Source organism: Allostreptomyces psammosilenae (assembly GCF_013407765.1).
Taxonomy (GTDB): domain Bacteria; phylum Actinomycetota; class Actinomycetes; order Streptomycetales; family Streptomycetaceae; genus Allostreptomyces; species Allostreptomyces psammosilenae.
In genome coordinates, this window is the sequence record NZ_JACBZD010000001.1 from 115317 (window position 1) to 134512 (window position 19196).

General features: G+C 75.0%; 19 protein-coding genes and 1 pseudogene. 18 read left to right on the forward strand and 2 right to left on the reverse strand.

Translation table 11 applies throughout. The annotated features are described in order from the left end of the window. Positions 1-26: 26 nt before the first annotated feature. Positions 27-1232 (forward strand): annotated as a pseudogene (locus tag FHU37_RS00410) (ferrochelatase); the annotation flags it as partial. Between the two features lie 122 nt (positions 1233-1354). Continuing rightward, positions 1355-2239 carry an inositol monophosphatase family protein gene (locus tag FHU37_RS00415; RefSeq protein ID WP_179812243.1) on the forward strand — a complete coding sequence of 295 codons (885 nt, stop codon included), beginning with the start codon at positions 1355-1357 and terminating at the stop codon, positions 2237-2239. Positions 2240-2361: 122 nt separating this feature from the next. On the opposite strand, the gene FHU37_RS00420 is transcribed toward FHU37_RS00415, so the two are convergent. Continuing rightward, entirely contained in the window at positions 2362-2535 is a 174-nt protein-coding gene (locus FHU37_RS00420; RefSeq protein WP_179812244.1) for a hypothetical protein, read from the reverse strand. Positions 2536-2889: 354 nt separating this feature from the next. Between FHU37_RS00420 and FHU37_RS00425 the strand changes: the two genes are divergently transcribed. The 4 genes from FHU37_RS00425 to FHU37_RS00440 all read left to right on the forward strand — a co-directional run bounded on the left by FHU37_RS00425 (position 2890) and on the right by FHU37_RS00440 (position 6601). Then, positions 2890-3543: a response regulator transcription factor gene (locus tag FHU37_RS00425; RefSeq protein WP_179812245.1), complete on the forward strand. Its 654-nt coding sequence runs from the start codon at positions 2890-2892 to the stop codon at positions 3541-3543. A gap of 7 nt (positions 3544-3550) precedes the next feature. Further along, the gene (locus tag FHU37_RS00430; protein ID WP_179812246.1) at positions 3551-4801 is read left to right on the forward strand and encodes a sensor histidine kinase; all 1251 of its coding nucleotides are present in this window, start codon (positions 3551-3553) and stop codon (positions 4799-4801) included. 487 nt (positions 4802-5288) lie between these two features. Then, positions 5289-5588, forward strand: coding sequence for a DUF4193 domain-containing protein (locus tag FHU37_RS00435; protein WP_179812247.1), 300 nt, complete (start codon positions 5289-5291; stop codon positions 5586-5588). A gap of 155 nt (positions 5589-5743) precedes the next feature. Beyond that, complete coding sequence (locus tag FHU37_RS00440) at positions 5744-6601, forward strand: hypothetical protein (RefSeq protein ID WP_179812248.1); 858 nt, start codon at positions 5744-5746, stop codon at positions 6599-6601. Positions 6602-6707: 106 nt separating this feature from the next. Here FHU37_RS00440 and FHU37_RS00445 read toward each other — a convergent pair whose 3' ends face one another. Then, entirely contained in the window at positions 6708-7181 is a 474-nt protein-coding gene (locus FHU37_RS00445) for a DUF3093 domain-containing protein (protein WP_179812249.1), read from the reverse strand. A 230-nt stretch (positions 7182-7411) separates the two neighbouring features. Here FHU37_RS00445 and FHU37_RS00450 point away from each other — a divergent pair, with 230 nt between their 5' ends. The 12 genes from FHU37_RS00450 (at position 7412) to FHU37_RS00505 (ending at position 19132) form a co-directional block, all read left to right on the forward strand. Continuing rightward, a complete protein-coding gene (locus FHU37_RS00450) occupies positions 7412-8068 on the forward strand; it encodes a PaaI family thioesterase (RefSeq protein ID WP_179815915.1) in 657 nt (218 codons plus the stop codon). Beyond that, entirely contained in the window at positions 8068-8544 is a 477-nt protein-coding gene (gene dut, locus FHU37_RS00455) for a dUTP diphosphatase (RefSeq protein WP_179812250.1), read from the forward strand. The genes FHU37_RS00450 and dut overlap by 1 nt, the downstream gene beginning before the upstream one ends. 33 nt (positions 8545-8577) lie before the next feature. Next, complete coding sequence (locus FHU37_RS00460) at positions 8578-9393, forward strand: DUF3710 domain-containing protein (protein ID WP_179812251.1); 816 nt, start codon at positions 8578-8580, stop codon at positions 9391-9393. Positions 9394-9654: 261 nt separating this feature from the next. Beyond that, on the forward strand, positions 9655-9831 hold the full coding sequence (locus FHU37_RS27360) for a hypothetical protein (RefSeq protein WP_218904758.1): 177 nt from the start codon (positions 9655-9657) through the stop codon (positions 9829-9831). Beyond that, positions 9828-9917, forward strand: a complete 90-nt coding sequence (gene kdpF, locus FHU37_RS00470) for a K(+)-transporting ATPase subunit F (protein ID WP_179812252.1) — start codon at positions 9828-9830, stop codon at positions 9915-9917. The genes FHU37_RS27360 and kdpF overlap by 4 nt, the downstream gene beginning before the upstream one ends. Continuing rightward, positions 9917-11578 carry a potassium-transporting ATPase subunit KdpA gene (kdpA, locus tag FHU37_RS00475; RefSeq protein ID WP_179812253.1) on the forward strand — a complete coding sequence of 554 codons (1662 nt, stop codon included), beginning with the start codon at positions 9917-9919 and terminating at the stop codon, positions 11576-11578. Before kdpF ends, kdpA begins: the two co-directional genes overlap by 1 nt. 56 nt (positions 11579-11634) lie before the next feature. Next, on the forward strand, positions 11635-13800 hold the full coding sequence (gene kdpB, locus FHU37_RS00480) for a potassium-transporting ATPase subunit KdpB (RefSeq protein ID WP_179812254.1): 2166 nt from the start codon (positions 11635-11637) through the stop codon (positions 13798-13800). Between the two features lie 21 nt (positions 13801-13821). Then, the gene (gene kdpC, locus FHU37_RS00485; RefSeq protein WP_179812255.1) at positions 13822-14442 is read left to right on the forward strand and encodes a potassium-transporting ATPase subunit KdpC; all 621 of its coding nucleotides are present in this window, start codon (positions 13822-13824) and stop codon (positions 14440-14442) included. Positions 14443-14520: 78 nt separating this feature from the next. Beyond that, complete coding sequence (locus FHU37_RS00490) at positions 14521-17091, forward strand: ATP-binding protein (RefSeq protein ID WP_179812256.1); 2571 nt, start codon at positions 14521-14523, stop codon at positions 17089-17091. Then, positions 17088-17768, forward strand: coding sequence for a response regulator (locus tag FHU37_RS00495; RefSeq protein ID WP_179812257.1), 681 nt, complete (start codon positions 17088-17090; stop codon positions 17766-17768). Before FHU37_RS00490 ends, FHU37_RS00495 begins: the two co-directional genes overlap by 4 nt. A 120-nt stretch (positions 17769-17888) precedes the next feature. Next, positions 17889-18296 (forward strand): OB-fold nucleic acid binding domain-containing protein, encoded by a 408-nt coding sequence (locus tag FHU37_RS00500; RefSeq protein ID WP_179812258.1) that lies wholly within the window; start codon positions 17889-17891, stop codon positions 18294-18296. A gap of 5 nt (positions 18297-18301) precedes the next feature. Next, positions 18302-19132, forward strand: a complete 831-nt coding sequence (locus FHU37_RS00505) for a DUF3159 domain-containing protein (protein WP_312892354.1) — start codon at positions 18302-18304, stop codon at positions 19130-19132. Positions 19133-19196 lie beyond the last annotated feature (64 nt).

Sequence of the window (19196 nt, forward strand, 5' to 3'; positions counted from 1 at the left end):
GGAGCGGGGATGGCAGGATGCGAGACATGCCCGATGCGTTCCCCACCCCCTTCCCCTCCGCCGCGGGTCCGGACGACGCCACCGCACCGTCCGGGGACGCCGGCTCCGCCCGCCCCGACGCCTCCCCCTACGACGCGCTGCTGCTGCTCTCCTTCGGCGGCCCCGAGGGGCCCGAGGACGTCGTGCCCTTCCTGGAGAACGTCACCGCGGGGCGCGGCATCCCGCGCGAGCGCCTCGCCGAGGTCGGCAAGCACTACTTCATGTTCGGCGGGGTCAGCCCGATCAACGCCCAGAACAAGGCCCTGATCGCGGCCCTGGAGGACGACTTCCGCGCCCACGGCCTCGACCTGCCGGTCTACTGGGGCAACCGCAACTGGGCGCCCTACCTGGCCGACACCATGCGGGAGATCGCCGCCTCCGGCGCCCGCCGGGTGATCACCGTCGCCACCAGCGCCTACGCCTCCTACTCGGGCTGCCGGCAGTACCGCGAGGACCTCGCCGGGGTGCTCGCCACCGATCCGCCGGAGGGCCTGGCCTGGCCCGAGGTGGACAAGCTGCGGCACTACTTCAACCACCCCGGCTTCGTCGGCCCGATGGTGGACAACACCCTCGCGGCCCTCGCCGAACTGCCCGAGGAGGTGCGCGACGGGGCCCACCTGGTGTTCACCACCCACTCCATCCCCACCGCCTACGCCGACTCCTCCGGAGCCCCGGACGACCCGGCCCGCGACACCCACACCCCCGGCGGCGCCTACCTGGCGCAGCACCGCGACGTCGCCGAACTGGTGGCAGGCGCCGTCGCCGAGGCGACCGGCGTCGCCGACCGCCCCTGGCAGCTGGTCTTCCAGAGCCGCAGCGGGGCCCCGCACGTCCCGTGGCTGGAACCGGACATCTGCGACCACCTGGAGGAGCTCCACGGGCGCGGGGTGCCGGGTGTGGTGATGGTGCCGATCGGCTTCGTCTCGGACCACATGGAGGTCAAGTACGACCTCGACACCGAGGCCCGGGCCAAGGCGGCCGAGCTGGGGCTGCCGGCCAGCCGGGCCGCCACCGTCGGAGCCGACCCCCGGTTCGCCGCCGCCATCCGGGAACTGGTGCTGGAGCGGGCCGCCGCGCTGCGCGGTCGGCCGGTGGCGCCGTGCGCGCTGGGCCGACTCGGCGCGCACCACGACGTGTGTCCCGTGGGCTGCTGCCCCAACCTGCGCGGCGAACTGCCGGCCGCGGCCGGCGCGGGCTGGGACCGCGCCGCTGCCCGCCGGCGGCTGGCCGCCCAGGGCGGACAGGAACAGGGACAGGCACAGGGACAGGACGGTCCGGACGCCTCCGGCGCGGCCGGCGAGGGGAAGGCCCAGGCATGAGCGAGCACACGACGACCACCGAGTCCACCGCCCCGCCCTCGCCCGGAGAGCTGCTCGCGATAGCCGAGGCGGCCGCCCTGGCCGCCGGCGAACTGCTGCTGACCGGTCGACCGGCCGACCTGAAGGTCGCCGCCACCAAGTCCAGCTCCGTCGACGTGGTCACCGAGATGGACGTCGCGGCGGAACGCCTGATCGTGTCGACCATCCGCGACCGCCGGCCGCACGACCGGATCCTCGGCGAGGAGGGCACCTCCGGCCAGGCCGCGGCCGGGGCCGCCGACTCCCCGGTGCGCTGGGTGGTGGACCCGCTGGACGGCACGGTCAACTACCTCTACGGCCGCCCCACCTGGGCGGTCAGCATCGGGGTGGAGGTCGAGGGGGTGACCGTCGCCGGCGTGGTGCGGGTGCCCGCGCGCGACGAGACCTTCACCGCCGTGCTGGGCGGCGGCGCGCGCCTGGGCGGCGCGCCGATCTCCCTCGGCGTCGCCCCACCGCTGGGCGAGGCCCTGGTCGGCACCGGATTCGGGTACCTGCGGCACCGGCGCACCCACCAGGCGGCCGTGCTGGCCCAGCTGATCCCCGGGCTGCGCGACGTCCGCCGGGAGGGCGCGGCGGCCGTGGACCTGTGCGACCTCGCCTGTGGCCGGCTGGACGGCTTCTACGAGCGCGGCCTGCAACCGTGGGACTTCGCCGCCGGCGCGCTGATCGCCCGGGAGGCCGGCGCGGTGGTGACCGGGCACCGGAGCCCGGAGCCCTCCACGGAGTTCCTGGTGGCGGCCGCGCCCGAGCTGCACGGCTGGCTCAGCGCCCGCCTGGACGAGCTCGGGGCGTGGCACGACGGCGACACCGAGGCCCCGGGCTCGGCCGCCGACCGCGGCTGACCCGTCCGGCCGCCCCGGACACGCCTCGGCCCGGCGCCCCGTTCGGGGTGCCGGGCCGATCGACGTCGACGACGACTGGCGCCGGTCGCGCGGCGACGCCCTGGGCGTCACCCCGCGACCGCTCAGGCGACCTGCGGCAGGACGCTGATCCCGTGGTCGTTGGCGAGCCGGATGAGGTCCTCCAGCTCTCCCCGCTCGACCTCGGCGAGGAAGTCGTCGCCGGTCTCCTGCGCGCGGTGGAGGCCCTGCTCGGTCTCCCGAATGCGCTCCAGGATGCCAGTGGTGAACGCGTCCATACGGCAGCCTCCGTCCCGAGTGTTGTGATGCGGATGACAGACGCACGCGCGCGACGCCGCGGCGCCACGGAACGTGGCACGGGGGGAACGGGGCATGCCGGTCCGGGGCGGCGGCCGAGCGGGTGTGCCCTCGTCATCCCCCCGTAATCCAGCGGGGAAACATATCGTCCGGGGAAATTCGCGCGTGACCGCCGCCGCACCGCCGCCGCACGGTCCGGCCCGCCCCTGACCGGTGCGCCGCCGGCGTGCGGCGTCCGGGGCCGCCGGCGCTTACCGGGGCTTGACCAGCGGTGCGGCAGGATGGAGGGGAAGGCCGGGACGCGCCGGATCCCGGGGCAGGAGGGACGAAGAGCCGTGCGGGTACTCGTAGTCGAGGACGAGCAGCTGCTCGCCGACGCCGTGGCCACCGGGCTGCGCCGGGAGGCCATGGCCGTGGACGTGGTCTACGACGGCCAGGCCGCCCTGGACCGGGTCCGGGTCAACGAGTACGACGTCGTGGTGCTCGACCGCGACCTGCCGCTGGTGCACGGCGACGACGTCTGCCGGGAGGTCGTCGCCCTGGGCCTGGCCACCCGGGTGCTCATGCTGACCGCCTCCGCCGACGTCAGCGACCGGGTGGAGGGCCTGGAGCTGGGCGCCGACGACTACCTGCCCAAGCCCTTCGCCTTCTCCGAGCTGATCGCCCGGGTGCGGGCGCTGGGCCGGCGGGCCACCCACCCGCTGCCGCCCGTCCTGGAGCGCGCCGGGATCCGGCTGGACCCCAGCCGCAAGGAGGTGGTGCGCGACGGCCGCCCGGTGCACCTCGCGCCCAAGGAGTTCGCCGTGCTGGAGGTGCTGCTGCGGGCCGGGGGCGCCGTCGTCTCCGCGGAGCAGCTGCTGGAGAAGGCGTGGGACGAGAACACCGACCCGTTCACCAACGTGGTCCGGGTGACGGTGATGACGCTGCGCCGCAAGCTGGGCGAGCCCGCGGTGATCCTCACCGTGCCCGGTTCCGGCTACCGGATCTGAGCCCCGCATGACGACGACACCACCCGCGCAGTCCCCACCGCCCCGCCCGCCCCAGCCGCCGCACCCGCCGCAGATGCCCGGTCCGGCGGAGCCGGAGCCGTACCAGCCGTGGTTCCGCCCGACCATCCGGTTCCGGCTGGCCCTGCTGTACGGCGGCATGTTCCTGGTCGCCGGGGTGGTGCTGCTGGCCCTGGTGTACCTGCTGGTCAACAGCAGTCTGCGGAGCCAGCGGATCGACATCCAGCTCCCGTCGGACCTGCTGTACACCAACCCGGACTTCACCCAGCTGTTCACCGCCGAGCAGTTCCAGGAGTACCTGCGCTCCGTGCAGGAGCAGCAGCGGGACGCGGCGCTGCGCTCGCTGCTCCAGCAGTCGCTGACCGCGCTGGTGCTGCTCGCGGTGGTGGCGTTCCTGTTCGGCTACATGATGGCCGGCCGGGTGCTGCAGCCGCTCGGCCGGATCACCCGCACCGCCCGGCAGGTGGCCGGTTCGGACCTGCACCGGCGGATCGAGCTGGACGGTCCGGACGACGAGCTGAAGGAGCTGGCCGACACCTTCGACGAGATGCTCGACCGCCTCGACACCGCGTTCGACTCGCAGCGCCGGTTCGTCGCCAACGCCTCGCACGAGTTGCGCACCCCGCTGGCGATCAACCGCACCCTGCTGGAGGTGACGCTCGCGGATCCGGACGTCACCCCCGAGGTGCAGCACCTCGGCCGCACCCTGCTGGCCACCAACGAGCGCAGCGAGCAGCTGGTGGAGGGCCTGCTGCTGCTGGCGCGCAGCGAGAACCAGGTCGTCGAGCGCAAGCCCGTCGACCTGGCGGAGGTCGGGCGGCGGGCCGTGGAGCAGACCCGGGCGGAGGCCCGGGAGCGCGGTGTGGAGGTGCGCACCTCCCTGGAGCCGGCCACGGTGCAGGGCAACGGCGTGCTGCTGGAGCGGATCGCCCTGAACCTGCTGCAGAACGGCATCCGCTACAACCACGAGGGCGGCTGGGTGGAGGCGGTGACCCTGCAGTCGGCCGGGCACGCCCTGCTGGTGGTCGCGAACTCCGGTCCGGTGGTGCCGGCGTACGAGGTGGACAACCTCTTCGAGCCTTTCCGCCGGTTGCGCAACGATCGCACGCGCAGTGACAAGGGCGTGGGTCTGGGGCTTTCCATCGTGCGCTCGGTGGTGCGCGCCCACGGCGGGCGGATCGAGGCGGAGCCGCGTGCCGAGGGCGGCCTGGTGATGCGGGTGGGATTGCCGCAGGGCTGATCCGCCGGCTCCGGCGATGAGCGGCGACTTCTTCGCGGAGTATTGCCGGGCGGGGTCGGGTATGCTCCACACTCGCCGCGCGCGAGGGGCCGCGGGAGAACGAGATCGGTAATTCCGCGACGGCCCCCGAATAGGGGGATCCGCCGTCGTCGTCGCGGCCCGATGGGCCGGGTCGCAGGAGCCCGGTCCGGCGGCCTCGGGCCGTGCGTGGGACCGCGTCGGCCACGGGTCGGGCGGAAGGCGTGTTGTTTTCCTCACCTCGGGTCCCGGGAATCACCCGGTCGAGTGGCTCAGGCGGGCGTCGGGGCGTACCCTTCCGGTCCGGCGCCGAGCACAGGTCACCTCTTCGGAGGGGGCGTGCGGGTGTCGCCCGAGTAACAGACACGGATGTGAGGCAAAATCTCCGCCTCGGGTCGGGCACAAGTCCGGCTTCTCGCGCGTTACTCCTGCGCCGAACAACTCATGGACCCGGAGGGGGAGAAGCAGCATGGCTACGGATTACGACACTCCACGCAAGACCGACGACGAGCTCAACGAGGACAGCATCGAGGAACTCAAGGCTCGGCGGAACGACAAGTCGGGCGGTTCCGTCGACGTCGACGAGTTCGAGCAGGCCGAGTCCCTGGAGCTGCCGGGCGCGGACCTGTCCAACGAGGAACTGTCCGTGCGGGTCCTGCCCCGGCAGGCCGACGAGTTCACCTGCTCGACCTGCTTCCTGGTGCACCACCGCAGCCAGCTGGCCGGCGAGAAGAACGGCCAGCCGGTCTGCCGCGACTGCGCGGCCTGACCGCGGGTACCCGGAGGGTCATGGAGATCTTCCGGTCAGGCGGCGGTGGCAGGTTCAGGCGCCCCGGGGCGGGTCCCTCCCGATCCGACCCGGCCACGGGGCCCGGTGGCGATCCCGAGCGGGAGCGGAGCCCCGGGCCGGCCGGTGGCGGTGCCGTGCCTGAGGACGTCGACGAACTGGTGGCGGCGATCGCCGCCACCAGCGAGGACGACGGGCGGGCCGCCGAGGAGGACGGGGAAGAGGCCGCGGGCGTGCCCGGCGGACCCGCCAGGCGGCCCGGTGCGGCCCGGCGGATCGCCCGGATCGCCCCGGTGGGCCGGTCCACGGCGGGTGGGCGCGGCGGTGCCCTGGCGGCCCGTCTGGCGGGCGCGCTGGCCGGCGGAGCCCGGGCCGTCGGAGGCGCCGGCCGGGTGGCCGGGCGGGTCGGCGGCGTGGGCCTGGGCAGGTTGGCGGACCGGCTGCTCCAGGTCGCTCCGCGGATTCCGGTGCGCGACGCGCCCACGCTGCGGGCGCACCACCCCGGGCTGGACACCGAGGAGCTGGCCGAGGTGCTGGTGAGGTCCGCCGCGCGGGCCAGCGCCGGCGTGGGCGGCGCCCTGGGGGCGTGGGCGGCGCTGCCGAAGCCGCTCAGCATGCCGGTGGAGCTGGCGGCCGAGACGCTGTCGGTGGCGGCGATCGAGATCAAGCTGATCGCGGAGCTGCGCGAGGTCTACGGGCGGCCGGCGGCCGGCACGCTGACCGACCGGGCGACCGCGTACGTGTCGGCGTGGGCAGACTACCGGGGGGTTCAGCTGACCCGGCCGGCGATGGTGGCGGGCGCGGTCTCCAACCCGCTCAGGCACCGGGTGCGCGTCGCCCTGCTGCGGCGGACCGGCCGCGAGGTCACCACCCTGGTGCCGTTCATGGTGGGCGCCGTGCTGGGCGCCACGGTCAACCGCAGGGACACCCGGCGGCTCGGCGAGCGGGTCAGGGCGGACCTGCGGCAGGGGCGGGTCGCGCCGGGCGGGGGGTGAGCGCCCCGTCGGGGCGCTGAGGGCATGCGCGAGATCCGGACGGCGCCACCCGGGTGGGGCCACCACCGAGGCGGACCACCCCCCGGACGGCCCACCCGGATCGGCCTCAGTCCGCGGGGCCCGCGGTGCCGGAGCGGGCGGCCTCCTGGGCCCGCACCAGGCTCTCGGCCAGCCGTCGGGGGTTGCGGGTGGACAGGTAGAGGTACGGCGTGGGGTCCGCCGGGTCCTCCACCGGCACCCGGCAGGCCGTCGGGACGTAGCTGCGCAGCAGCATGAAGGCGCGCGGGTCGGCGCGGTGCATCCGCCAGGCGCGGGCCTCCTCCGGGTCGGTCAGCGGCTCGGGCGTGCCGAGCGCGGTCACCGGGATGCGGGCGTCCCCGGCGACCAGGAGGTCCCGGACGACCCGGATGCGCGCCCCGCCGTAGGAGGTCAGCGCGATCGCCGTGCCGACGCAGCCGGCGGCGAAGCCGATCAGCGCCGGCACCGGGCCGAACAGCAGCAGTACCAGGGCCAGGGAGACGCCCGGCAGCAGGATCAGCGCCCACCAGGACGCGGGCACGGTGAGGCGTTCGTCGTACACGGGCCCATTCTCCCCCCTGTCGGGCTGACGCCGGCCGGTGGGCCCGCGGCCGCTCCACCGGGGGCCGATCCGCCCGCCGGCGCCCTTCCTCGCCAACTGACTCGCGGGTAACCTCCGGACCACGCACGCCGCCGTCCCCGTGGGCTCCCGTGGCTCCGCGTGGTGGGCCGGTCGGCCGGTCGGCCGCGCGGCGGACCGGCCACGTCAGGAGAGGACTCGACCGGATGACCATGCCCGCCGACGGAACGGGGCCGACCGACGCGTCCGGCCCCGTGCCGGCTCCCGGGGCCGCTGCCGGCCCGGACGGCCCGCCACCGGGGGAGCGGGCGCCGGCGCCGCCGGCGCCGCCCCGTCGGCACCCCAACGCCCCGCCTCCGGGCAGCGTGCTGGGGCCGCACTACGACGGCTGCTTCGGCTGCGGCCCGCGCGCGCCCGGCGGCCTGCGCCTGGTGGTCCGGGCCGGCGAGGGGGTGAGCGTGCACACCGTCTTCACGCCGACCACGGAGCACCAGGGCGCACCCGGCATCACCCACGGCGGAATGCTGGCGGCGGCGCTCGACGAGACGCTCGGCTCGCTGAACTGGCTGCTGATGACCACCTCGGTGACCGCCCGGCTGGAGACCGACTACCGCGCGCCGGTGCCGCTGGGCACCGCGCTGCACCTGACGGCCCGCTGCACCGGCGTGCAGGGCCGTAAGATCCACGCGGAGGCGGAGGGGCGGACCGGTTCCCCGGACGGCCCGCTCGCGGTGGTCGCCCGGGCGCTGTTCGTCCGGGTGGGCCTGGCCCACTTCACCGCCCACGGCCGGGCCGAGGAGGTGGCCGCGGCCGCCCGCGACCCGGAGTCCATCCGCAGCATGACCAGGATCTTCGAGGTGAACTCCTGATGTCCGAACCGGTCCGGGTGCTGGTGCGCCGGCTCGATCCCGACCTGCCGCTGCCCGGATACGCCCATCCGGGTGATGCCGGTGCCGATCTGGTGACGGCCGTCGACGCGACGCTGGCGCCGGGGGAGCGGGCCGTGCTGCCGACCGGGGTGGCGATCGCGCTGCCGGAGGGGTTCGCGGCGTTCGTGCACCCCCGTTCCGGTCTCGCCGCGCGCTGCGGGGTGGCACTGGTGAACTCCCCGGGTACGGTTGACGCGGGGTACCGGGGGGAGATCAGGGTCGTGGTGGTCAATCTGGACCCCAGGGAGCCGGTGGAGTTCCGGCGCGGGGACCGGATCGCCCAGTTGGTGCTCCAGCGGGTGGAGCGGGCCTGGTTCCAGGAGGTGGCCGAGCTGCCCGAATCCGTTCGAGGGGCGGGTGGCTTCGGGTCGACCGGGGGACACGCCGCGACTAGCATGCGCGAAGCCGGGGAATGACGTTCCCGGGCGCCGATCGGGAAGGACAGTGACGTGTTCCGTCGTCGTCGCAGGCAGGATGCCGACGACCGGCTCGCTGAGGGCGCCGAGCGCTCGGGCGAGCAGGTCGAGGAGGAAGGCAAGGAGGAGACCGAGGACGCTCCGCGTCGTGTCGGGCTGCCCCCCGCGCCGCGACCCGACGGCCCGTGGGACATCTCCGAGGTGGACGAGCCCGGCGAGGGCCGGGTCGACCTCGGTGGGCTGCTGGTCCCCGGAGTCGAGGGGATGGAGCTGAGGGTCGAGGTCGCCGGGGACTCCATCGTGGCCGCGACCATCGTGCTCGGGCAGAGCGCCATCCAGCTCCAGGCGTTCGCCGCGCCGCGTTCCGAGGGGCTGTGGTCGGAGATCCGCGAGGAGATCGCCGCCGGCATCAGCAAGCAGGGCGGGACGGCGGACCCGGTCGACGGCCCGCTCGGCCTGGAGCTGCGCGCCCGGGTGCCGGTCCGCCTGCCGGACGGCTCCAGCGGTGTGCAGCTGGTGCGCTTCGTCGGGTGCGACGGGCCCCGCTGGTTCCTGCGCGGGGTGATCTCCGGGCAGGCCGCCGTCCAGCCGGAGAGCTCCGAGGTGCTGGAGGGGGTCTTCCGCGGCACGGTGGTGGTCCGCGGCGACGCCCCGATGGCCCCGCGCGACCCGATCGTGCTGCGCCTGCCGGAGGACGCCCAGATGGTGGCGGACGGCGGCACCCGGCGGCGTCCGACCGGGGCGCCGGGCCAGGACGCCCAGGCGCAGGGCCAGGGCAATGCCTCGCGGTTCAGCGGCGGCAGCCTGGACCCGTTCCGCCGCGGGCCGGAGATCACCGAGGTGCGCTGAGCGCCACGGCCGCACGAGTACAGCAGCCAGGTCGTCCGACGGGGCGCCCGGTGGTCCTCGCGACCACCGGGCGCCCCGTCGTCGTGTCCGGCCCCGGATCCACGCGCGCTCCGAAACGCTCCCGAAACGCTCCCGAAACGCCGTGGAAACGCTGCCGGGGTGATCTCGCCGCATCAATAACGCGTCAAGATCGCGCACGGTGCTGTCAGGGGGGCGTCAATGACGGTCCCCGGGCCGCTCCAGCAGGGGTTTCCTCGATCCGTGCCCGCACCGAGCGGGCGCGCCCCGCCCACCGTCCGCCCGTCCGGCGGACGTCCACCGGGGAGGGCACCACCGTCATCGAGGAGCAACACGATGGCCGACACGGTCTTCGTCCTGCTCACCATCGCGGTCTTCGCGCTGGTGGGCGTCGTGGCCAGGGGAGTGACCAAGCTGTGAGCGCCGAGAACGTCGTCGGCCTGGTCGTGGCGGTCGCCCTGCTGGGCTACCTGGTGCTGGCGCTGATCTTCCCGGAGCGGTTCTGATGGGCGCGGTGCCCGCGGCGGCCCTGCAGGTCCTCGCGCTCGTCGCCGCGCTCGCCCTGGTGCACCGGCCCCTCGGCGACTACATGGCGGCCGTCTACTCGGGCCGCCGCCACCTGCGGGTGGAACGCTGGATCTACCGGACGATCGGCGCCGACCCGGACACCGGGCAGCGCTGGCCCGCCTACCTCCGCGGGGTGCTGGCCTTCTCCCTCGTCGGCCTGCTGGCCCTGTACGCCCTGCTCCGGCTCCAGCGGCAGCTGCCGCTCTCCCTGGGCACGGCGCCGATCGACGCGGACCAGGCGTTCAACACCGCCGCCTCCTTCGTCTCCAACACCAACTGGCAGTCCTACTCCGGCGAGGCCGCCATGGGCCACCTCGCCCAGATGGCCGGCCTGGCGGTGCAGAACTTCCTGTCCGCCGCCGTCGGCATGGCCGTCGCCGTCGCCCTGGTCCGCGGCTTCGCCCGCTCCCGCACCGGCGAGCTGGGCAACTTCTGGGCCGACCTGGTCCGCGGCGTGGTCCGCGTCCTGCTGCCGCTGTCCACCGTGGCCGCCCTCGTCCTGGTTGCCACCGGGGTCGTCCAGAACCTCGCCTCCCCGCACGAGGTGACCACCCTCACCGGCGGCACCCAGACCCTGCCCGGCGGGCCGGTCGCCTCGCAGGAGGCCATCAAGAACCTGGGCACCAACGGCGGCGGCCCGTTCAACGCCAACTCGGCGCACCCCTTCGAGAACCCCACCCCGGTCTCCAACCTCTTCGAGATCTTCCTGCTGCTGGTCATCCCGTTCTCGCTGCCGCGCACCTTCGGCCGCATGGTCGGCAACGTCCGGCAGGGCTACGCCATCCTCGCGGCCATGGGCGTCATCTGGCTCGGCGCCGTCGTCGCCATGACGGCCGTCGAGTTCGCCCACCCCGGCAGCGCCCTGCAGGCCGCCGGCGGCGCGATGGAAGGCAAGGAGCAGCGCTTCGGGGTCGGCGGCTCCGCGCTGTTCGCCGTCAGCACCACCATGACCTCCACCGGGTCGGTGAACTCCTTCCACTCCTCCTACACCGGGCTCGGCGGCGGCATCACCCTGCTCGGCATGATGCTCGGCGAGGTCGCCCCCGGCGGCGTCGGCTCCGGCCTGTACGGCATGCTCGTGATGGCGGTGATCGCCGTCTTCATCGCCGGGCTGATGGTCGGCCGGACCCCGGAGTACCTGGGGAAGAAGATCCGCTCCCGGGAGATCACGCTGGCCGCGCTGTACATCCTGGTCACCCCGGCGCTGGTGCTCGGCCTCACCGCGGTCGCCCTCGCCCTGCCCGGCCCCCGGGAATCGATCCTCAACACCGGACCGCACGGCTTCACCGAGGTGCTGTACGCCTACACCTCCGGCGCCAACAACAACGGCAGCGCCTTCGCCGGCCTCGCCGCCGACACCCCCTGGTACAACACCACGATCGGCCTGGCCATGCTGCTCGGCCGCTTCCTGCCCATGGTGTTCGTCCTCGCCCTCGCCGGATCGCTGGCCGACCAGGCCCCGGTGCCGGCCACCGCCGGGACGCTCCAGACCCACCGGCCGCTCTTCGGCGGCCTGCTGGTCGGCTCGGTGACCGTCGTCGCCGGCCTGACCTACTTCCCGGCGCTCGCCCTCGGGCCGCTCGCGGAGGGCCTGCGGTGACCCCCGCCCTCGGCACCGGCCCCACCCGCCCCCCGGCCCTGCGGAAGGAACCCGCCATGAACACCGCGGTGTCGCACACCCCGGCCGACACCTCCCCCGCCGACGGCGGACCCGACCGGGCCCCCACCTCCGCCCCGGCGAACGGACCCGGCACACCCAGCGGCCGGGTCGGCGGCGGCCTGTTCGACCCCGCGGCGCTGTGGCGCTCACTGCCCGCCGCCCTGCGCAAGCTCGACCCCCGGGTCATGGTGCGCACCCCGGTGATGTTCGTGGTGGAGGTCGGGTCCGTCGCCACCACCCTGCTCGCCGCCCTCGACCCGAGCTGGTTCGCGTGGGCGATCGCGGTGTGGCTGTGGCTCACCGTCCTGTTCGCCAACCTCGCCGAGGCCGTCGCCGAGGGGCGCGGCAAGGCCCAGGCCGACACGCTGCGCAGGGCCCGCACCGGCACGGTCGCCCGGCGGATCACCACCCCGGCCGGCGGGGCCGAGGAGCGGGTGCCCGGCACCGAGCTGCGCCCCGGCGACCTCGTGCTGTGCGAGGCCGGCGACGTCATCCCCGGCGACGGCGACGTCGTCCAGGGCGTCGCCAGCGTCGACGAGTCCGCCGTCACCGGCGAGTCCGCCCCGGTGATCCGGGAGTCCGGCGGCGACCGCTGCGCCGTCACCGGCGGCACCCGGGTGCTCTCCGACCGGATCGTGGTGCGGATCACCGCCAGGCCGGGCGAGACCTTCATCGACCGGATGATCGGCCTCGTCGAGGGCGCCGACCGGCAGCGCACCCCCAACGAGATCGCGCTCAACATCCTGCTCGCCTCGCTCACCATCGTCTTCCTGCTCGCCGTCGTCACCCTCCAGCCGATGGCGGTCCACGCCGGCGCCGAGCAGTCGCTGGTCGTGCTCTGCGCCCTGCTGGTCTGCCTCATCCCGACCACCATCGGCGCCCTGCTGTCCGCCATCGGCATCGCCGGCATGGACCGCCTGGTGCAGCGGAACGTGCTGGCCATGTCCGGCCGGGCCGTGGAGGCGGCCGGTGACGTGGGGACCCTGCTGCTGGACAAGACCGGCACCATCACCCTCGGCGACCGCCAGGCCGTCGAGTTCCTTCCGGCCCGCGGCGTCACCGAGGCCGAACTGGCCGGCGCGGCCCGGCTGTCCTCGCTCGCCGACGAGACCCCCGAGGGACGCTCCGTCGTGGTGCTGGCCGAGCGGCGGCACGCACCGCCCGCCCCCGCCGCCGGGGAGCTCCCACCCGCCGAGTTCGTCCCGTTCACCGCGCGGACCCGGATGAGCGGCGTGGACCTGGAAGAGGCGGGCGGGCACCGCTCGCTGCGCAAGGGCGCGGCCTCCGTGGTGCTGGCGTGGGTCCGGGAGCACGGCGGACACCCCGGGGCGGAGATCGGGACGCTGGTCGACGGGATCTCGGCGCAGGGCGGCACCCCCCTGGTGGTGGGAGAGGTCTCCCGGCGCGACGGCACCGCCACCGCCCGAGTGCTCGGCGTCATCCACCTGGGGGACGTGGTCAAGCCCGGCATGCGGGAACGGTTCGCCGAGCTGCGCCGGATGGGCATCCGCACCGTGATGATCACCGGCGACAACCCGCTCACCGCCAGGGCCATCGCGGCTCAGGCCGGCGTCGACGACTTCCTCGCCGAGGCCACCCCCGAGGACAAGCTGGAGCTGATCCGGCGGGAGCAGGCCGGCGGCAAGCTGGTCGCGATGACCGGGGACGGCACCAACGACGCCCCCGCCCTCGCCCAGGCCGACGTGGGCGTGGCGATGAACACCGGCACCTCCGCCGCCAAGGAGGCCGGGAACATGGTCGACCTGGACTCCGACCCGACCAAGCTGATCGAGATCGTGGAGATCGGCAAGCAGCTGCTGATCACCCGCGGCGCGCTGACCACCTTCTCCATCGCCAACGACGTCGCCAAGTACTTCGCGATCATCCCGGCGATGTTCGCCGGGGTGTACCCGGGCCTGGACGTGCTCAACATCATGCGGCTGTCCAGCCCCGAGTCGGCGATCCTGTCCGCCGTCGTGTTCAACGCGCTGATCATCGTGGCGCTGATCCCGCTGGCCCTGCGCGGCGTGCGCTACCGGCCGATGTCGGCCGACCGCATGCTCCGCCGCAACCTGACCGTCTACGGCCTCGGCGGCCTGGTCGCGCCGTTCGTCGGCATCAAGCTCGTCGACCTGCTCATCTCGCTCGTTCCCGGGCTGTAGGGCCGGAGGATCCCGATCACCATGCACACCACCTTCGCCAACCGGCTGCGGGTCACCGGGGCCGCCGTGCGCGCCCTGCTGGTCCTCACCCTGCTGCTGGGCCTCGTCTACCCCCTCGCCGTCACCGGGCTGGCCCGCGCGCTCTTCCCCAACCAGGCGTCCGGCTCGCCGGTCACCGTCGACGGCCGCGAGGTCGGCTCCGCGCTGATCGGCCAGGGCTTCACCACGACCGCCGCCGACGGCACCGCCGCACCCGCCCCGGAGTGGTTCCAGTCCCGGCCCTCCGCCGGGAACCACGACGCGCTCGCCTCCGGCGCCTCCAACCTGGCGCCCACCAGCCCGGACCTGCTCGCCCAGGTGACCGGGCGCCGCGCCGAGGTCGCCGCGTTCAACGGGGTGGACCCGGCCCGGGTGCCCGTCGACGCCGCCACCGCCTCCGGCAGCGGCCTCGACCCGCACATCTCCGAGGAGTACGCGCTGCTCCAGGTGGAGCGCGTCGCCCGGGAGCGCGGCCTGGCCGCCGACCGGATCCGCGCCCTCGTCGCCGAGCACCTCCAGGGGCGCGCCCTGGGGTTCCTCGGCGAGCCGCGGGTCAACGTCCTGGAGCTCAACGCCGCCCTGGCCGCCCTGGACCGGGAGTGAGCGCGCGGGGGCGGGCCGCCGCGGACGGCCCGCCCCCGCCCGACGGCCGGTCCGCACGCCCGTACGAGAATGGGAACCATGGCGCGAGGCAAACTACGGATCTTCCTCGGCGCGGCGCCCGGAGTCGGCAAGACCTACGCCATGCTCGCCGAGGCCCACCGCCGCGTCGAACGGGGCACCGACGTCGTCGTCGCCTTCGTCGAACACCACAACCGGGAGCGCACCCGGCGCCTGCTGGACGGCCTGGAGGTGCTGCCCCGGCGGACGATCGCGCACCGCGGCGCGGTCTTCACCGAGATGGACACCGACGCCGTCCTGGCCCGCCGTCCCGGCTGCGCCCTGGTCGACGAACTCGCCCACACCAACGTCCCCGGCTCCCGGCACGCCAAGCGCTGGCAGGACGTCGAGGAGTTGCTGGACGCCGGGATCGACGTCGTCTCCACGGTCAACGTGCAGCACCTGGAGTCACTCGGCGACGCGGTCGCCGCGATCACCGGGGTGCCGCAGCGCGAGACCGTGCCGGACGAGGTCGTCCGCCGCGCGGACGAGATCGAACTCGTCGACATGTCCCCGCCGGCGCTGCGCCGCCGGATGGCCCACGGGAACGTGTACGCCGCCGACAAGGTCGACGCCGCCCTGTCGAACTACTTCCGCCCCGGCAACCTGACCGCGCTGCGCGAACTGGCCCTGCTGTGGGTCGCCGACCGCACCGACGAGCACCTCCAGCGCTACCGCGCCGAGCACGGCATCGCCACCACCTGGCAGGCCCGCGAGCGGATCGTCGTCGGCCTCACCGGCGGGCCCGAGGGCGGAACGCTGATCCGGCGGGCCGCCCGGATCGCCGCCAAGGGCTCCGGCAGCGAGATCCTGGCCGTGCACGTGGCCCGTGGCGACGGCCTCGGCGGGGCCTCCCCCCGGGAGCTGGCCGTCCAGCGCAAGCTGGTGGAGGACCTCGGCGGCACCTACCACGCCGTCGTGGGCGACAGCGTCCCGGCGGCCCTGCTGGAGTTCGCCCGCGGCGTCAACGCCACCCAGGTGGTGCTGGGGACCAGCCGCCGCCGGGCCTGGCAGTACGTCTTCGGCCCCGGGGTGGGCGCCACCGTCGCCCGGGAGTCCGGCGACATCGACGTGCACATCGTCACCCACGAGCAGGCCGGCGGGGGACTGGGCCTGCCCCGGCCGGGAACCGGGGTGAGCCGGGGGCGGCGGGCCGCGGGCTACGTGTTCGCGCTGGTCGCCCCGCCGCTGCTGACCGCCGTGCTGCGGGCGGTCCGGCAGGGGCCGCTCACCCCCACCGAGACCCTGCTGTTCCTCACCCTCACGGTGGCCGCCGCGCTGCTCGGCGGGCTGTGGCCGGCGCTGGCCACCGCCGTCGTCGCCACGCTGCTGCTGGACTTCTACTTCACCGAGCCGCTGCACACCCTCACGGTGGGGCACGCCGGGAACGTCCTGTCCCTGGCCATCTTCGTCCTGGTGGCGGCCTCCGTGGCCTCGGTGGTGGACCTCGCGGCGCGCCGCACCCAGCAGGCCGCCCGCTCGCGCGCCGAGGCGGAGGCGCTCGGCCTGCTGGCCGGGGACGTGCTGCGCGGCGTGCGCGGCCTGCCGCCGTTGCTGGAGCGGGTCCGGGAGACCTTCGGGGAGAGCTCCGCGGCCCTGTTCGAGCGGGAGGATCCGCGCCAGCGGTGGCGGTGCGTCGCCCACAGCGGCGAGCGCCCGCCCGACCGGCCGGAGGACGCCGACGTGGACATGCCGGTCTCCGAGACGCTGGCCCTGGCGCTGTCCGGCCGGGTGCTCTCCGCCGAGGACCAGCGCCTGCTGGGCGCCTTCGCCGCGCAGGCCGCCGTCGTGCTGGAGCGCCAGCGGCTCGCCGAGGAGGCCGCGCACTCCCGCCGCCTGGCGGAGGGCAACCGGATCCGCACCGCGCTGCTGGCCGCCGTCTCGCACGACCTGCGCACCCCGCTGGCCGGGATCAAGGCGGCGGTGTCCTCGCTGCGCGCCGAGGACGTGGCCTTCTCGCCCGAGGACGAGGAGGAGCTGATCGCGACCATCGACGCCGGGGCGAACCGCCTGGAGCACCTCATCGGCAACCTGCTGGACATGAGCCGCCTGCAGACCGGCGGCCTGGCGCCGCTGCTGCGGGAGACCGCGCTGGACGAGGTGGTGCCGGTGGCCGCCGGCGCGCTGCCGCCGGAACGCGTCGCGCTGCAGGTCGGCGAGGACCTCCCGCTGGTCCTCGCCGACCCCGGGCTGCTGGAACGCGCGGTCGGCAACGTCCTGGAGAACGCCGCCCGCTACCACCCGGCCGGCTCGCCCGTGCTGGTCACCGCCAGCGCGCTGCGCCCGGCCGGCGGGCCGTCCCGGGTGGAGCTGCGCGTGGTGGACCGCGGGCCGGGCGTGCCGGAACCGGAGCGGGAGCGGGTCTTCGCCCCCTTCCAGCGCGTGGGCGACGCGCCGCGGGGCAGCGGCGTGGGCCTCGGCCTCGCCGTGGCCCGCGGCTTCACGGAGGCCATGGGCGGCTCGCTCACCGCGGAGGACACCCCGGGCGGCGGACTCACCATGGTGTTCACCCTGCCCGCCGCCGAGCGGTCGGGCGTCGCGGCGGCCGGGGAGCACGGGGCCGGCACCGAGCTGAGGGAAGGCACCGGATGACCCGGGTCCTGGTGGTGGACGACGAGCCGCAGATCGTCCGCGCCCTGGTGATCAACCTGCGGGCGCGCCACTACGAGGTGGACGCCGCCCACACCGGCGCGCAGGCGCTCCGGCTGGCCGCCGAGCGCCAGCCGGACGTGGTGGTGCTGGACCTCGGCCTGCCGGACATGGACGGCACCGAGGTGCTCGCGGGCCTGCGCGGCTGGACCCGCACCCCGGTGATCGTGCTGTCCGCCCGCCACACCTCCGACGAGAAGGTCCGCGCCCTCGACGCCGGCGCCGACGACTACGTCACCAAGCCCTTCGGCATGGACGAGCTGCTCGCCCGGCTGCGCGCCGCGGTGCGCCGGGCGGAGCCGCAGCCCCCCGACGGCCTGCCGGTGGTGGACGCCGGCGACTTCACCGTGGACCTGGCCGCCCGGCGGGTGCGGCGCGGCGGCGCGGACGTGCGGCTCACCCCGACCGAGTGGCACGTGGTGGAGGTGCTGGTGCGCAACAGCGGCCGGCTGGTCACCCAGCAGCAGCTGCTGCGCGAGGTGTGGGGGCCGGCCTACCGGACCGAGACCCACTACCTGCGGGTCTACCTGGCGCAGGTGCGGCGCAAGCTGGAGCCGGATCCGTCCCGGCCGCGCCACTTCCTCACCGAACCCGGCATGGGCTACCGCTTCGAGCCGTGACCGCTCCGGGGAGGACGGGCGCGGGACCGCGCGGCGGCCCTGGGGCCGGGCCCCGCGGCGCGACGCTCCGGCGCGTCGCGCCGGTGCCCGGCCACGGTGCGCCGTAGTAGCCTCGTCTGTATGAGTGGTGTCGCCGGATCGAGCGGAACGGTCAAGGAAACCGGCCGTTTCCGCCGGATGCTCAACCGCCTGACCTCCACCCCGGAGGAACTGCAGGCGGAGGAGCTGGAGCAGCACGCGGTCGACGCCGGGTGCAGCCGGATCTGCGACTGCCCGGACCGCGAGGTGGTCACCGTCACCGGCACGCTGCGTGCCGTCACCCAGCGCCCGCGCGGCGGGGTGCCCGCCCTGGAAGCCGAGCTGTTCGACGGCTCGGGGGCGATAGACGTCGTCTGGCTGGGCCGGCGTTCCATAGCCGGCATCGAGCCGGGCCGGCGGATCGTCGCCTCCGGGCGGGTCAGCTCGGCACAGGGACGCAAGGTGCTCTTCAACCCGCGCTACGAGCTGCGGGCCATCGGACAGGAGTGACGCGAGTGACGGGCAACATGGGGGTGGAGGGCACCGCCGCGCCTCCGCCGGCCGGCGCACGGGCCGAACAGGCCGGAAGGGACGGCGAGGGCGTGGCGTTCGGCGACCAGCGGCCGGCCGGTTCCCACTCACCCCGGGTGCCCGCACCACCCGGCGAGCCCCCCACCGAGACCGCCGCGGCCGCCGCGACCAGCGGCAGCGAGCTGATCGAGGCGTTCGGCGGGGTGCGCGGCATGGTCGACATGACCGTGCCCGGGCTGGTCTTCGTCGTGGTCTACACGGTCACCCAGAACCTGACGCTCTCCGCGGCCTCGGCGTTCGGCCTGACCGTGCTGCTGGGACTGGTGCGGGTCTTCCGTCGGGAGACCCTCCGGCACGCCTTCGGCGGCGTGCTGGGCGTGGGCATCGGCGCCTTCGTGGCCTCCCGCTCCGGTGAGGCGCAGGACTTCTACCTGCCCGGCATGATCTACGGCGTGGTGCTCGGCGTGGTGTACGCCGTCTCCAACCTGGTGCGCTGGCCGCTGATCGGGGTGCTGCTCGGGCCGGTCCTGGGCGAGAACTTCACCTGGCGCACCCGCAACCCGGGGCGGATGCGCGCCTACACCCTGGCCACCTGGGTGTGGGTGGCGCTGTTCGCGGTGCGCGCCGCGATCCTGTTCCCGATGTACTGGTCCGGGAACGTCACCATGCTGGGCGTGGCCCGGGTGGCGCTCGGCGTGCCGCCGTGGCTGGTGGCGATCTACCTGACCTGGCTGCTGCTCAGCCGGGCCCCGGCCCCGATCAAGGACGAGCCCCGGGACGGGGCGGAGGCCGGGGGCGAGCGCCCCGGCGGCTGACGCCGGCGCCCGAGGAGATGCGCAAGGCGGCGGCCGGACCCCTTCCACGAGGGGGCCGGCCGCC

Excerpts from the sequence above, each read along its gene's own strand:
- dut (WP_179812250.1), top strand. The coding sequence starts at position 8,068 with ATGTCCGAACCGGTCCGGGTGCTGGTGCGCCGGCTCGATCCCGACCTG.
- kdpA (WP_179812253.1), top strand. The coding sequence starts at position 9,917 with ATGGGCGCGGTGCCCGCGGCGGCCCTGCAGGTCCTCGCGCTCGTCGCC.
- FHU37_RS00450 (WP_179815915.1), top strand. The coding sequence starts at position 7,412 with ATGCCCGCCGACGGAACGGGGCCGACCGACGCGTCCGGCCCCGTGCCG.
- FHU37_RS00495 (WP_179812257.1), top strand. The coding sequence starts at position 17,088 with ATGACCCGGGTCCTGGTGGTGGACGACGAGCCGCAGATCGTCCGCGCC.
- FHU37_RS00415 (WP_179812243.1), top strand. The coding sequence starts at position 1,355 with ATGAGCGAGCACACGACGACCACCGAGTCCACCGCCCCGCCCTCGCCC.
- kdpB (WP_179812254.1), top strand. The coding sequence starts at position 11,635 with ATGAACACCGCGGTGTCGCACACCCCGGCCGACACCTCCCCCGCCGAC.
- FHU37_RS00430 (WP_179812246.1), top strand. The coding sequence starts at position 3,551 with ATGACGACGACACCACCCGCGCAGTCCCCACCGCCCCGCCCGCCCCAG.
- FHU37_RS00490 (WP_179812256.1), top strand. The coding sequence starts at position 14,521 with ATGGCGCGAGGCAAACTACGGATCTTCCTCGGCGCGGCGCCCGGAGTC.
- FHU37_RS00500 (WP_179812258.1), top strand. The coding sequence starts at position 17,889 with ATGAGTGGTGTCGCCGGATCGAGCGGAACGGTCAAGGAAACCGGCCGT.
- FHU37_RS00420 (WP_179812244.1), bottom strand. The coding sequence starts at position 2,535 with ATGGACGCGTTCACCACTGGCATCCTGGAGCGCATTCGGGAGACCGAG.
- kdpC (WP_179812255.1), top strand. The coding sequence starts at position 13,822 with ATGCACACCACCTTCGCCAACCGGCTGCGGGTCACCGGGGCCGCCGTG.
- FHU37_RS00435 (WP_179812247.1), top strand. The coding sequence starts at position 5,289 with ATGGCTACGGATTACGACACTCCACGCAAGACCGACGACGAGCTCAAC.